Source organism: Mesorhizobium sp. M2E.F.Ca.ET.209.01.1.1 (assembly GCF_004010375.2).
In the GTDB taxonomy this organism is placed as follows: domain Bacteria; phylum Pseudomonadota; class Alphaproteobacteria; order Rhizobiales; family Rhizobiaceae; genus Mesorhizobium.
The window spans coordinates 11,496-24,358 of the sequence record NZ_SADP02000024.1; the positions used below are offsets into that span (position 1 = coordinate 11,496).

Annotated in this window: 12 protein-coding genes; 4 read left to right on the forward strand and 8 right to left on the reverse strand. The window is 63.3% G+C overall.

Translation table 11 applies throughout. The annotated features are described in order from the left end of the window. Positions 1 to 66: 66 nt before the first annotated feature. From EN852_RS29785 to EN852_RS29815, 7 genes are all read right to left on the reverse strand, one after another. Positions 67 to 1,170, reverse strand: coding sequence for an ABC transporter ATP-binding protein (locus EN852_RS29785; RefSeq protein ID WP_127879400.1), 1,104 nt, complete (start codon positions 1,168 to 1,170; stop codon positions 67 to 69). Next, the gene (locus tag EN852_RS29790; protein WP_127879402.1) at positions 1,170 to 2,273 is read right to left on the reverse strand and encodes an ABC transporter ATP-binding protein; all 1,104 of its coding nucleotides are present in this window, start codon (positions 2,271 to 2,273) and stop codon (positions 1,170 to 1,172) included. Before EN852_RS29790 ends, EN852_RS29785 begins: the two co-directional genes overlap by 1 nt. Next, the gene (locus EN852_RS29795) at positions 2,270 to 2,491 is read right to left on the reverse strand and encodes a hypothetical protein (RefSeq protein WP_127879404.1); all 222 of its coding nucleotides are present in this window, start codon (positions 2,489 to 2,491) and stop codon (positions 2,270 to 2,272) included. Before EN852_RS29795 ends, EN852_RS29790 begins: the two co-directional genes overlap by 4 nt. Next, on the reverse strand, positions 2,488 to 3,444 hold the full coding sequence (locus tag EN852_RS29800) for a carbohydrate ABC transporter permease (protein WP_127879406.1): 957 nt from the start codon (positions 3,442 to 3,444) through the stop codon (positions 2,488 to 2,490). Before EN852_RS29800 ends, EN852_RS29795 begins: the two co-directional genes overlap by 4 nt. Position 3,445: 1 nt before the next feature. Next, positions 3,446 to 4,351 carry a sugar ABC transporter permease gene (locus EN852_RS29805; RefSeq protein ID WP_042640683.1) on the reverse strand — a complete coding sequence of 302 codons (906 nt, stop codon included), beginning with the start codon at positions 4,349 to 4,351 and terminating at the stop codon, positions 3,446 to 3,448. A gap of 66 nt (positions 4,352 to 4,417) precedes the next feature. Then, positions 4,418 to 5,734, reverse strand: coding sequence for an extracellular solute-binding protein (locus tag EN852_RS29810; protein ID WP_127879408.1), 1,317 nt, complete (start codon positions 5,732 to 5,734; stop codon positions 4,418 to 4,420). 391 nt (positions 5,735 to 6,125) lie between these two features. Then, complete coding sequence (locus EN852_RS29815) at positions 6,126 to 6,782, reverse strand: TetR/AcrR family transcriptional regulator (RefSeq protein WP_127868305.1); 657 nt, start codon at positions 6,780 to 6,782, stop codon at positions 6,126 to 6,128. Positions 6,783 to 7,002: 220 nt separating this feature from the next. On the opposite strand from EN852_RS29815, the gene EN852_RS29820 reads away from it, so the two are divergent. From EN852_RS29820 to EN852_RS29830, 3 genes are all read left to right on the forward strand, one after another. Next, the gene (locus EN852_RS29820; RefSeq protein WP_127879494.1) at positions 7,003 to 8,199 is read left to right on the forward strand and encodes a Tm-1-like ATP-binding domain-containing protein; all 1,197 of its coding nucleotides are present in this window, start codon (positions 7,003 to 7,005) and stop codon (positions 8,197 to 8,199) included. A gap of 10 nt (positions 8,200 to 8,209) precedes the next feature. Then, entirely contained in the window at positions 8,210 to 9,052 is an 843-nt protein-coding gene (locus EN852_RS29825) for a phosphoenolpyruvate hydrolase family protein (protein WP_127879410.1), read from the forward strand. Positions 9,053 to 9,116: 64 nt separating this feature from the next. Beyond that, positions 9,117 to 9,533, forward strand: a complete 417-nt coding sequence (locus tag EN852_RS29830; protein ID WP_127879412.1) for a cupin domain-containing protein — start codon at positions 9,117 to 9,119, stop codon at positions 9,531 to 9,533. 169 nt (positions 9,534 to 9,702) lie between these two features. Here EN852_RS29830 and EN852_RS29835 read toward each other — a convergent pair whose 3' ends face one another. Beyond that, a complete protein-coding gene (locus EN852_RS29835) occupies positions 9,703 to 10,896 on the reverse strand; it encodes a Xaa-Pro peptidase family protein (RefSeq protein WP_127879414.1) in 1,194 nt (397 codons plus the stop codon). Positions 10,897 to 11,230: 334 nt separating this feature from the next. On the opposite strand from EN852_RS29835, the gene EN852_RS29840 reads away from it, so the two are divergent. Next, positions 11,231 to 12,841, forward strand: a complete 1,611-nt coding sequence (locus EN852_RS29840) for an ABC transporter substrate-binding protein (RefSeq protein ID WP_127879416.1) — start codon at positions 11,231 to 11,233, stop codon at positions 12,839 to 12,841. Positions 12,842 to 12,863 lie beyond the last annotated feature (22 nt).

Sequence of the window (12,863 nt, forward strand, 5' to 3'; positions counted from 1 at the left end):
GCCAGGCTGCCCGCCGGCGCTCTCGGCCTGGTCGGGCGCGGCGAAATAAGGCGGCAGGCGAAGCCGCTATCCGGCGTGTCGCAGGCTCACCCCGCTGCCCTTGTCGAACATCACCACCTTGTCGGGGTTCCAGGCGAAGCGCACCGGCTGCTCGATCGCTACAGCAGTCCTGGCCGGCACAGTCGCCCGCAGCATCGTATCGCCGACCCTGAGCGTCACGATCTTCTCGACGCCGTGGTTCTCGACGTCGTGGACCTGGGCCTCTACCGGAGCGCCGCTTTCCAGATACACGTCCTCCGGACGGATACCGAAGACGAGTGGCCGACCATCGGTCGCGCCACTCGTCCTGCCCCCGCCAAAAGTCTTGCCCCCAGTTGCAAGCGGCAGTTCGAAATTCATCGGCGCCATCACCGCGCGGTCGTTGACCAGTTTGCCGTCGATCAGGTTCATCGGCGGCGAGCCGACGAAGCTCGCGACATAGGTGTCGCGCGGATTGTTGTAGATCTCCTGCGGCGTGCCGGTCTGGACAATGCGGCCATGGTTGAGCACGCCGACCTTGTCGCCCATCGACATCGCCTCGATCTGGTCGTGCGTGACGAACAGGAACGTGGCGCCAAGCTGCATCTGCAGGTTCTTCAGCTCCGTGCGCAGCGCCTCGCGCAGCTTGGCGTCGAGTGCCGACAGCGGCTCGTCCATCAGGAAGACGCGCGGCTTGCGCACGATGGCGCGGCCGATCGAGACGCGCTGCATCTCGCCACCGGAAAGCCGGTCGGTCTTGCGGTCGAGAAGATGCTCGATCCTGAGCGTGCGAGCGGCGCGCGCGACACGGTCCTTGATCTCGGCATCCGGCAGCCGGCGGATCTTCGGCTTCAGCGGGAATTCGAGGTTCTCGCGCACCGTGTAGCGCGGATAAAGCGAATATTGCTGCAGCACCAGCGCGACGTCGCGTTCGGCCGCACCCCACCCGGCAACGTCGACGCCGTCGATGAGAACCTGGCCCTCGGTCGGCTTGTCGAGTCCGGCGATCAGGCGCAGCGTCGTCGTTTTGCCGGCGCCGGTTTCGCCGAGCAGCACGAAGAACTCGCCGTCGGCAATGTCGAGGTTGAGGCCGGTCAGCGCGGTGTGGCCGCCGAATTTTTTGGTGATGTTCTTGAGTTCGATATGGGCCATTACAGCCTTACTCCGAGTGACTTGCCGCTTGCCGTGTCGAAGAAATGCGCCTGTTCCGGATCGATGCGGACATGAACCCTCTCGCCGGGACCCGAGACGTAACCGGCCTTGGTGCGCGCGCGCAGCATCGTGGAGCCGACCTTGAGGTCGACGATGTCGAAGGATCCCAACGGCTCGATGATGCTCGCCTCGACCGGCATGTAGCCGGGCGCCGCATCGTGCCGGACGAGCACGCCCTCCGGCCGGATGCCAAGCGTCAGGCCACCGTTGGAATGCCCATTGAGCTTGGACAGGAGCTGGTGGGGGAACTCGAAGCCCGCCCGCGCCTCGCCAACCGTCACGGAAGCGGCGCCGGACTGATCCGCGACGCGGGCGTCGGCGATGTTCATCACCGGGCTGCCGACGAACTGCGCCACGAACAGATTAGCCGGGTGCGAATAGACCTCGTCCGGCGTGCCGACCTGCTGGATGAAGCCCTCATGCATGATGACGATGCGGTCGGCGAGGCTCATCGCCTCGATCTGGTCGTGGGTGACGTAGATCGTTGTCGATCCCTGCTTCACGTGCAGGCGCTTGATCTCGGCCCGCATCTCCTCGCGCAGCTTGGCGTCCAGCGCGCCGATCGGCTCGTCCATCAGCATCGCCTTCGGCCGCCGCACCAGCGCCCGGCCGATCGCCACGCGCTGCATGTCGCCGCCCGAAAGCGCCGACGGCCGCTTGTCGAGCAGGTCGGTGATACGCAGGACCCGGGCGACCTCGCGCACGGACTTGTCGACCTCGCCGCTGCTCATGCGCGTGGCGCGCAGCGGAAAGGCGACGTTCTCGAACACCGTCATATGCGGGTAGAGCGAGAAGGACTGGAACACCATGGCGATATCGCGGTCGGCGGCCTTGAGGTGCTGCACCGGCTTGCCGTCGATCAGGATGTCACCCCTGTCGATCGTCTCCAGCCCCGCGACCGCGCGCAGCGTCGTGGTCTTGCCGCAGCCGGACTGGCCGAGCAGCACGATGAACTCGTTGTCGGCGATGGCGAGGTTCAAATTGTGGATGACCTGGACGGCACCGAAGAATTTCTCGATGCCGCGAAGTTCGATCTGCGTCACTGCCGGGCTCCCTCTTGCGTCGCGGCGCCGGTTTCCTCGCTCTGCTCCGGGGCGATCTTGGACGTGATGTTGAAGCCGATCAGCCCGATCAGGATGATCGTCACGCCATAGGAATGCAGGTTGAGGCTCCATGGCTGGCAGAGCGCGACGATGCCGAGCACCATCAGGATCTGCGAGGCCGGCAAAAGGTATTTCTCGTTGGCGGCTCGAAAATTCATTTGCGGATCGCTCCGAACGTCACGCCGCGAAGCAGATGGTTGCGCAGCAGGAAGGTGAAGATCGCGACCGGCAGCAGGAACAGGAAGGTGCCGGCTGCGATCGTGGTCCAGTCCGGCAGGCCGGAGCCGATCTGCGACGGGATGAAGGGCGGCGCCGTCTGCGCGCGCCGGTTGGTCATGATCAGCGCGAAGGCATATTCGTTCCAGGCGGTGATGAAGCAGAACACGGCTGTCGCCGCGATGCCCGTCGCCGCTTCCGGCAGCACGATCTTGAAGAAGGCCTGCATGCGCGTGTAGCCGTCGACGAGCGCTGCTTCCTCATATTCCTTCGGAATCTCGTCCATGAAGCCCTTCATTAGCCAGACCGAGAAGGACAGGTTGAAGGCGACGTAGAGGATGATCAGCCCGATATGCGAGTCGTTGAGGCCGACCATCCGGTACATCAGGAACATCGGGATGGCGACCACGACCGGCGGCAGCATGCGCGTCGACAGGATGAAGAACAAAAGATCCGCCTCGCCGGCGATCTTGAAGCGGGAGAAGCCATAGGCGGTGAAGGTTCCCATGCCGACCGCCAGCACCGTGCTGATCACCGCCACGATCAGGCTGTTCATGAACCGGTCGGGATATTGCGAGAGCTGCACATCCTTGCCGACCTTCAGCACCCGCTCGCCGCCGTCATAGATGCGTTTTTCCCACCATGGCGCGGCCTCGTAGACTTGCGGGTCGACGGGCTTCTGCATCTGCACGCGCTTGGTGAACAGGCGGATGAACGGCGTCACTTCCGGCTCGAACAGCACGGTTGGCGGCACGCTGACGGCGAGCTCCTTCGGCTTGAAGGCCGTCGAGGCGATCCAGTAGATCGGCGCCAGGAAGATCAGCGTCGCGACCAGCACCGCGGCAATGGCAATGCGGTTGAAGGCGACCTCGGAAGAAGTGCGGACGGCGGCCATGTCAGCGCTCCTTCACCTTGTTGAGATACTTCACGTAGAGGTTGGTGATGGCCAGCACCATGATCAGCACGATGTAGGCCAGCGCGCAGGACTTGCCCGTGTCCCACTGCTGGAAGGCCTGTTTATAGAGCCGGATCGCGATCAGCTCGGCGGTTGGCTGGGTAGTCATCGTGTAGGCGATGTCGAAGGTCTTGAAGGCTTCCATGGTGCGGAAGATCAGCGCGATCAGAAGGATCGGCGAGACCAGCGGCAAGGTGATGCGGGTGAAGGTATACCACCATCCGGCGCGGTCGATCGCGGCGGCCTCGTAGAGATGCTGCGGCACCGCCGACAGGCCGGCGAGCGAAAGCAGCATCACGAAGGGCGACCACATCCAGATGTCGGTGATCGCGACCGCATAGAGCGCGCTGTCGGGATTGGAGAGCCAGGCGAAGTCGCCAAGCCCGAAGACATAGTTGATCGGGCCCCAGGACGGGCTGTAGAGCAACTGCCAGAAAAGGCCGACGACCGCCGCCGACATCATCATCGGCAACAAAAGCAGCGTGGTGATCAGGCCCTTCATCGGAAAGGAGCGGTTGAGCAGAAGCGCAAGGCCGAAGCCGACGACCATCTGACCCGCCACCGAAACGATGACGTATTTCGCCGTGATGACGAAGTTGGACCAGATGTGGTCGTCGCTCAGCAGCTCGCGATAATTCTGCAGGCCGACGAACTGCCATGGCTCGCTGCGGTTCGCGGCGAAGTTCGTGAAGGAATAGCCGAGCGAATAGATCAGCGGGAAAATGTTGAAGACGATCAGGAAAACCAGCGTCGGGATGATGAACAGGTTACGGATGGTCAGATCCGACCAGCCGCGCGCGGCGGCCCTGGAGGCCGGATCAAGATTGGTGAGGGCTACCGAAGCCAACGAATGTCTCCCTGAAAACAGGAATGCCGGAGGGGAAACCCTCCTCCGGCATTCTGACTGTGGTGCTTACTTGTAGCGGTTGTACTTGGTGAAGGTCGCCTTCCAGTCGGCGGCGGTCTTGTCGAGCGCCTCCTGGGCGGTGCCCTTGCCGCCGACCACGAACGGATAGATGTTCTGGTTCAGCTGATCGAGCACTTCGGCGTATTCAGGCGTTGCCCAGAAGTCCTTGACCATGAACATCGTGTCGTAGAACGCCTTGTTGTAGGGCGTCGCGTTCTGGAAGGCATCCGACTTCAGCACGGCCTGGCTGCAGGTGTAGCCGCCGAGCTCGGCCCATTTCTTCTGGGTCTCGTCCTTGATGAACCACTCCAGGAACTTCATCGCCTCGTCCTTGTTCTTCGAGTACGAGACGACCGAGATTCCCTGGCCGCCGAGAGCGGCGAAGCGCTTGCCGTCCGGACCGGCCGGATTGGCGAAGAAGCCGGTGGCGTCGGCATAGGGATTGGTGGCCTTGTTCACCAGCGGCGGGAAGAAGGCGAAGAAGTTCATGCTCATCGCGGCGAGGCCGCCAGTGATCGCCTGATTGTCTTCCACGAAGAAGGTCTTGCCCCAGCCGGGAGGGGTGAACTTGTAGAGTTCCTTGTACATGTCGAGGCCGGCGGCGGCCTCTTTCGAATTGGTGATGCCGTCGACCTTGTAGGTTGCGTAGTCGCCGAGATCGCCGCCATAGCTGAAGATGGCGCTTTCGACGCCCATCGCCATCGCGTCATAGGAATTGTCGGTGTAGATGGCGACGCCGTAACGCTTCTGGTCCGGACGGTGGAAGAACTCGGCGATGTCGCGCAGCTGCGCATAGGTCGTCGGCACCGCGAGATCGTAGCCATACTTCGCCTTGAAGGCTTCCTTCTCCTTCGGGTCCTCGAACCAGTCCTTGCGGTAGGACCAGCCGATCGCGTCGCCTTCCAGCGGGATCGCCCAGTACTTGCCGGACCCGCCGGGGTATTCGGCATAGTATTTGATGGTCGCGGGCGCCATCACGTCGTTGAGCTTATGCTGGTTGAAGAAGTCGGTCAGGTCGACATAGTGGCCTTGCGTCGAACCGGCGCCCAGCCATTGCGAGTCGCCGACGACCATATCGTAGGCATCGCCATGCGCGTTGAATTCGGTGAAAGCCTTGGTCTGGAAATCGGGCCACGGCGTGGTCTGCACAGTGACCTTCACGCCGGTCTCGGCCGTGTAGTCGTTGACGAGTTCCTGCAGGTAGTTCGCCGGATCCCATTCCGCCCAGAAGATGGTAAGTTCCTTGTCCTGCGCGCGGACGGATGTCCCGCAGGCAAGTGCCAACCCGATACCAGCGATCACGCTGGTCATTATCTTGCGCATAGTTTTCCTCCCTTGTGCGCACTCCACCGTGTCATGCGAGCCGGCGGTGAGGCCGACCCTGGTAGTTCCTCCTGTGATGCGCCTCCCCGGTTCCGGACCCTCCTCGCCCTGCCGGAAATGGATCGCAGCCTTCACTTTTGATCCGCGCTGTCGGTCCTAATCTGGTATTACCAATTTCAGCTTGGCGTCAAGCGCTTTCTTAAGCGTCCGATAGCAGCCGAACAAGCGGACCGTCGCGATATCTGCCTGTTTTCCCTTGTTTTTCCTACTCTGCGATATGTGGCGCCCTTGTCACGGGCCGCCCACCACAACTAACATTCGAAACTGGCTTCGCAATCTGGTCGAACCAGATTTAAGCGGCTGTCACCCTTGACGCTGCAGACATTCCTGCTCATTTCGCTCCTGATTCCGCCATCGCGGCGCGCACCAGCGCCCCCGCCGCCCATTGCGCCACCGACATCATCTCGGCGCTGTCCAGCCCCCAGATGTCCTTCAGCACCGTGACGACTTCGACGCCGAACACCAGCGACAGCGCCTGCGCCAGGCGCCTGAACTGGCGCGGCTTCAGGCGGCCCTTGAGCGGCGCGATCGCGTCCTTCAGCAGGTCGACGCGATGGCCGCGCGTGAAGGCGGGTTCCGATCCGAGCGTGCCGGCCTGGCGCCGCGCCCATTGGTCGAGGGACAGCTTCAGCGCCGCCTTGAACGTTGCCTCGAAGGTTTCGATGCGCGGCATTGCGGTGGCGAACAGATCCGCCACGCGCCGCTCGGCATCATTCGACGTGGACTTCCAGGTGAGGATCGGACCGAGCCCTTCATCGACCACGGCCTGCACCAGCGCCGCCTGGCTCGGGAAATACCGGTAGGCGGTTGCGCGTGACACCTCCGCCGCCTCCGCAACCTCGCTGACCGAGGGCGTCATGCCGGACTGCATCAACCTTGTCGCCGTTTCCAGCATCAGCCGCCTGGTGCGGGCGCGCGCCCCCTTCTCGACGACCGGCGCCTGGGCGGCCTCATCCTTGGCGACGGCTTGTTGACGTGAGACATCCATATCAATACGATACGCGCGTCTCAAAAATTTGCAATGGCGCAACGCTAGGCAATAATGGGGTCTCCACCAGCGACAAGGCTTTTTTGCCGAGAAGCTTAAGGGTGGGGCAAGAAAGAAACGGTCCCCACCAGCGACGAGGCTTTTGCCGAGGAGCTTGAGCGTGGTGCAAAAAAGGCAGGCGGCGGCAAAGCCGACCATGCCGAACGACGGGGAAACGCGCATGAAGCGCATCTATGTGGTCGGCACCGCCGACACCAAAGGTGAGGAGCTTGCCTTTCTCGCCGATGCAATCACTGCTGCCGGCGGCGCGGTCGTGCGTGTCGATATCGGCACGCGCGGCGCTACCGTCCCGGTGGATATCCCGGCCAGCGAGGTCGCCGCGCATCATCCCAAGGGAGTCCACGCCGTTCTCGGCCTCGATGACCGCGGCGCCGCCGTTGCCGGCATGGGGGCCGCTTTTGCAAGTTTCATCCAGTCGCGCGACGACATTGCCGGGGTGATCGGCATCGGCGGCGGCGGCGGCACCTCGATCGTCACCGCCGGCATGCGCGCGCTGCCGCTTGGCCTGCCAAAGCTCATGGTCTCGACGCTGGCCTCCGGTGACACCGCGCCTTATGTCGACGTCTCCGACATTATCATGATGCCGTCGGTGACCGACATGGCGGGCCTGAACAGGCTCTCGCGCGTCGTGCTGCACAATGCCGCCCAGGCGATCGCCGGCATGGCGGCGAAGCCAGCGTCAGCCGCCGCCAGCAAGCCGGCGCTCGGGCTGACCATGTTCGGCGTCACGACCCCTTGCGTGACCGCGATCGTCGGGCGATTGCGCGACGACCACGACTGCATGGTTTTTCACGCCACCGGCACCGGCGGCCGCTCGATGGAAAAGCTCGCCGATTCCGGCCTGCTGGCTGGCGTCCTCGACATCACCACGACCGAGGTCTGCGATTTCCTGTTCGGCGGCGTGCTGCCGGCAACGGAGGACCGCTTCGGCGCCATCGCCCGCACGAAACTGCCCTATGTCGGCTCGGTCGGCGCGCTCGACATGGTGAACTTTTGGGCGCCGCCGACCATTCCGGAGCGCTACCGCGGACGGCTGTTCTACGAGCACAATCCCAATGTCACGCTGATGCGCACCGCCGCCGACGAATGCCGCCGGATCGGTGAATGGATCGGCGGCCGCCTCGCCCGCTGCGACGGCCCGGTCCGTTTCCTGATCCCGGAAAAGGGCGTCTCGGCGCTCGACATAGAGGGCGGCGCTTTCTTCGACGCTGAGGCCGATCAAGCGCTGTTCGAGGCCATCGAGCGCACGATCGAGCCGACGAAGGACCGCACCGTGACGCGCCTGCCGCTGCACATCAACGATCCCGCCTTCGCCACGGCCGCGGCCGAGGCTTTTCTCGACATCGCCAGCAAGTGAGACAAAAGGCATGGCCGCCATTCCGCGCAAAAAGATCCTCGAAAAATTCCGCAAGATGATCGCCGACGGCGTGCCGATCGTCGGCGGCGGCGCCGGCACCGGCCTGTCGGCCAAGGCCGAGGAAGCCGGCGGCATCGACCTGATCATCATCTACAATTCCGGCCGCTACCGCATGGCCGGGCGCGGCTCGGCTGCCGGCCTGCTTGCCTACGGCAACGCCAACGAGATCGTCAAGGAAATGGCCTATGAGGTGCTGCCGGTGGTGAAGAAGACGCCGGTGCTGGCCGGCGTCAACGGCACCGACCCCTTCGTCATCATGCCGCTGCTGCTTTCCGAACTGAAGACGATGGGCTTTTCCGGCGTGCAGAACTTTCCGACCGTCGGCCTGTTCGACGGCACCATGCGCCAAAGCTTCGAGGAGACCGGCATGGGTTTTGGGCTCGAGGTCGATATGATCGCCGAGGCGCACAAGCTTGATCTGCTCACCACGCCCTACGTCTTCAATCCGGACGAGGCGCGCGCCATGACCAGGGCCGGCGCCGATATCGTCGTCGCCCATATGGGCGTCACCACCGGCGGCTCGATCGGCGCCACCTCGGCGAAGACGCTCGACGCCTGCGTGAAGGAGATCGACGCCATCGCCGATGCCGCGCGCTCGGTGCGCAAGGACGTCATCTTGCTTTGCCATGGCGGGCCGATCTCGATGCCCGATGACGCCCGCTACATCCTCGAGCGCTGCGAGGGTCTGCACGGTTTCTATGGCGCAAGCTCGATGGAGCGGCTGCCGGCCGAAGCGGCAATCGCCAGGCAGACGGCGGATTTCAAGACGGTCGCGCTAGGGCATCGGACCTAAAAATGGAAGCCGGTTCTGGGAAAATCCGATGCCCCGATGAAAGTGAAAACGAAGGGATGAGGCAATGGCCGACAAGAGCAAAGTGTTCGTCTACCCGAAGGATGTCAGCGCCTTCGGCTTCGATTGGGGCAGACTGTCGCTGACCGTCGCGCCGGAAGTGAACGGCGCTGAGCGCTTTTCCGGCGGCGTCGTCGATCTGCCGCCCGGCCAGGGCCACACCCGCCACAATCATCCCGGCGCCGAGGAGATCATTTTCGTCATCTCCGGCCATGGCGAGCAGATGGTGGAGGACGAGAAGGGCAATCCGGTGGTGGCCAAGGTCGGCCCCGGCTGCACCATCTACGTGCCGGAAAGCCGCTTCCACTCGACGCTCAACACCGGCGACCAGCCTATGCAGCTCTTCGTCGTCTATTCGCCCGCCGGCCCGGAACGAGCGCTGCGCGACCTGCCGGATTTCAGGCTGCTGCCGGCGGGTAAATAATCTTCAGCGTCGCAGCCCCCTCATCCGGCCGCTTCGCGGCCACCTTCTCCCCGAGGGGAGAAGAGGTGGGCGCCGACCATCTCCTCTCCCCTCGGGGAGAGGTCGGATTGCCCCGAATTGCCTTTCGCAATTCGGCTGGCAACCCGGGTGAGGGGGAGCGCCGTTGAGACTAAGCTGCCGCCCCACCCCTGTTCCATCCGCGCCCGCGATCGCCGAACATCACATAGCCGCTGTCCGTCACCGCGACCGTGTCCTCCAGCTTGATGAAGCCGCGCGTCGGGTGGAGCATGGTCGTCTCGACCGAAAGCACCATGTTCTTTTCCAGCGGCTTGGCGGCATAGGTGCCTTCATACGCGACCGGGTGGTTGGTCATCAGGAACGGCGCCTCATGCGTGATCAGCCCCATGCCGTGGGCGAAGAAATCCGTGTAGGCCGAAACCTTCGAGGCCTTCAGCACGCTCTCCGCATGCGCGATCATGTCGCCGCCGAGGATGCCTGCCTTGACCTTGGAAAAGGCAGCCTGCTGCACCGCCTCGACCTCGGCCAAAAGATCCTCCAGCTCGGCATCGGGCTCGCCGAGCACGCCCATGCGGCAAAGGTCGCCGATATAGCCGTGATAATTGCCGCCGGAATCGATCGAGAGCACCTCGCCCTTCTTCCACGCCTGGCTGGACGAAGCGCGGTTGTGGCTGGAGCCCAGCGTCAGCAGGCAATATTCGAAATGCGCGCCGCGATTGGTCTCCTCGCGCCTGAGCCGCTCGATGATATCGGTCTTTGTTGTTCCTTCGCGCGCCCAAGCGATCGTCGCCAGCATCGAGTCGGTGATCAGTTCGGAGGCGATGCGCAGCTGTTCCAGCTCCGCCTCGGTCTTGATGGCGCGCATGCTCTCAAGCATGCCGGTCGCATCGATCAGCTTGGCGTCCGGCAACGCCTTGCGGACCAGCGCATAGGCATCCGACGGCAGGAAGCCCGGCTCGATGCCGATGCGCGCCGCCGACTTGCCGATCTGGCGCAGATGCTCGACCGCCAGATTGGCGGCATCGAGCGTACCCCAGCAGGCGGCGTGCAAGGTCCGCGTCCAGAACGGATGGTTCTGGTGCTCGCCGCCTTCCATCTTGTTGCCGATATAGGCCGCATGCTCCGGTCCGCCCTTCTCGTAAAGCACGATCGGCAGATAGCGGCTGTGGCCGATCGCATCCATCGCCGCGAAGAAGATGAATTTGTAGCCGCCGAGAAGATATTGCGTGTTGTGCTTGGAGGTGGCGAACAGCACATCGATGCCGGCCTCTTCCATCAGCCGGTCCACCCGCGCCTGATCGAATGGAATGCTGCTGACCTCGGTCTTGCCCGGAGCGATGTTCATCTGCCTCTCCCTGTTTTCATCGGCCGCAGAAGCGCCGAACATTATGATTTATGGCTTTCAGTCAAATCTGCATCATTTTGGCGGCTCTGGTCCAGCCAGAATCGATCACTTTCGCGCTAAAGGCGGTTTATGTCCCAAATCCCGATCCCGCTTCACTACAATCTGGTCCTACCAGATTAGGGGATCGGAACGCCTTCTGCCCGGATGGTCCAGCGGACGGAAATTTCAAAGCCAAGCCATGATGCGCCAAATCCGTCTCTGGCGAAACCTTTGCCAAGGACCATAATCACCGCATTGGCGCACCTGCCACGGTGCGAAGAGGGGAGTTTGAACGATGCCCGAATTGACGATTTCACGCCGCGGCCTGCTGGCCGGCTCGGCGCTGCTGCTGGCTTCGACGGCGTTGCCGACCATCGGCTTTGCGCAGACGCCGAAGAAGGGTGGCCGCCTGGTGCTGGCCGCCGATTCCGAACCGCGCAACCTCAACCCGGCGATCGTCGCCTCCAACGGCGTCTTCTTCATCTCCAGCAAGATCGTCGAGACGCTGGCCGAAGCCTCCTTCGACGGCAAGGACGGGCTTCAGCCGCGGCTCGCGCTTTCCTGGGAGGGTGCTGCCGACGGCCTGTCGGTGACCTTCAAATTGCGCGACGGCGTCAAATGGCACGACGGCAAGCCCTTCACCTCCGCCGACGTCGCCTTCTCGGCGCTGCAGATCTGGAAACCGCTGCAGAATCTCGGCCGCACCGTATTCAAGGACCTTTTCGCCGTCGACACGCCGGACGAGCTGACGGCAATCTTCAAATTCGCCAAGCCGACGCCGTTCCAGCTGATCCGCAATGCGCTGCCGGCGCTGTCGAGCGTCGTGCCGAAACACCTTTATGAGGTGGGCAAGATCGAGGACAACCCGGCCAACAACGCGCCGGTCGGCACCGGTCCGTTCAAATTCGCGGAATACAAGGCCGGGCAATATTACCGGCTGACGAGGAACGACGCCTACTGGGGCAAGGACGAGCCTTGTCTGGACGAGATCGTCTACCAGGTGCTGCCGGACCGCACGTCCGCCGCGGCTGCGTTGGAGGCGGAAGAGATCCAGCTCGCCGCCTTCTCCGCCGTGCCGCTCGCCGATCTCGACCGGATCTCCAAGGTGCCGGGACTGAAGGTCATCACCAAGGGTTACGAGGGGCTGACCTATCAGCTCGTCGTCGAGATCAACCACCGTCGCAAGGAACTGGCCGATCTGAAAGTGCGGCAGGCGATCGCCCATGCCATCGACAAGGATTTCGTCGTCAAGACGGTCTTCCTTGGCTATGCCGCGACCGCCACCGGCCCGGTGCCGAAGAACGACCCGCAATTCTACACCGCCGACGTGCCGACCTATCCTTTCGACGTCGCCAAGGCCAACGCGCTGCTGGATGAAGCCGGCTACAAGCGCGCCGACGACGGCAAGCGCTTTGCGCTGAAGCTTTTGCCGGCGCCCTATTTCAACGAAACGAAGCAGTTCGGCGATTATCTGCGCCAGGCGCTGGCGGCGATCGGCATTGACGCCGAAATCGTCAACAACGACTCGGCGGCCCACATCAAGGCCGTCTACACCGACCATGCCTTCGACCTCGCCGTCGGCCCGCCGGTGTTCCGCGGCGACCCGGCGATCTCGACCACCATCCTGGTGCAGAGCGGCATTCCCGATGGCGTGCCCTTCTCCAACCAGGGCGGCTACAAGAACGCCGAGCTCGACGCCCTGATCGCCAAGGCCTCGGAGACGCTCGACACCGCCGCTCGCACAGAGCTGTACAAGGAGTTCCAGAAAAAGGTCGCGGCCGACCTGCCGCTGATCAACGTTGCCGAATGGAGTTTCATTTCGGTCGCGCGCGATACCGTCGGCAACATCGCCAACAACCCGCGCTGGGCGGTGTCGAACTGGGCGGACACTTATTTGGAATCGTGACACATTCGCGCGGATGAAAATT

Bases quoted from the DNA above. Each gene is read 5' to 3' on its own strand.
- EN852_RS29785 (WP_127879400.1), bottom strand. From the start codon at position 1,170: ATGGCCCATATCGAACTCAAGAACATCACCAAAAAATTCGGCGGCCAC.
- EN852_RS29795 (WP_127879404.1), bottom strand. From the start codon at position 2,491: ATGAATTTTCGAGCCGCCAACGAGAAATACCTTTTGCCGGCCTCGCAG.
- EN852_RS29800 (WP_127879406.1), bottom strand. From the start codon at position 3,444: ATGGCCGCCGTCCGCACTTCTTCCGAGGTCGCCTTCAACCGCATTGCC.
- EN852_RS29810 (WP_127879408.1), bottom strand. From the start codon at position 5,734: ATGCGCAAGATAATGACCAGCGTGATCGCTGGTATCGGGTTGGCACTT.
- EN852_RS29815 (WP_127868305.1), bottom strand. From the start codon at position 6,782: ATGGATGTCTCACGTCAACAAGCCGTCGCCAAGGATGAGGCCGCCCAG.
- EN852_RS29820 (WP_127879494.1), top strand. From the start codon at position 7,003: ATGAAGCGCATCTATGTGGTCGGCACCGCCGACACCAAAGGTGAGGAG.
- EN852_RS29825 (WP_127879410.1), top strand. From the start codon at position 8,210: ATGGCCGCCATTCCGCGCAAAAAGATCCTCGAAAAATTCCGCAAGATG.
- EN852_RS29830 (WP_127879412.1), top strand. From the start codon at position 9,117: ATGGCCGACAAGAGCAAAGTGTTCGTCTACCCGAAGGATGTCAGCGCC.
- EN852_RS29835 (WP_127879414.1), bottom strand. From the start codon at position 10,896: ATGAACATCGCTCCGGGCAAGACCGAGGTCAGCAGCATTCCATTCGAT.
- EN852_RS29840 (WP_127879416.1), top strand. From the start codon at position 11,231: ATGCCCGAATTGACGATTTCACGCCGCGGCCTGCTGGCCGGCTCGGCG.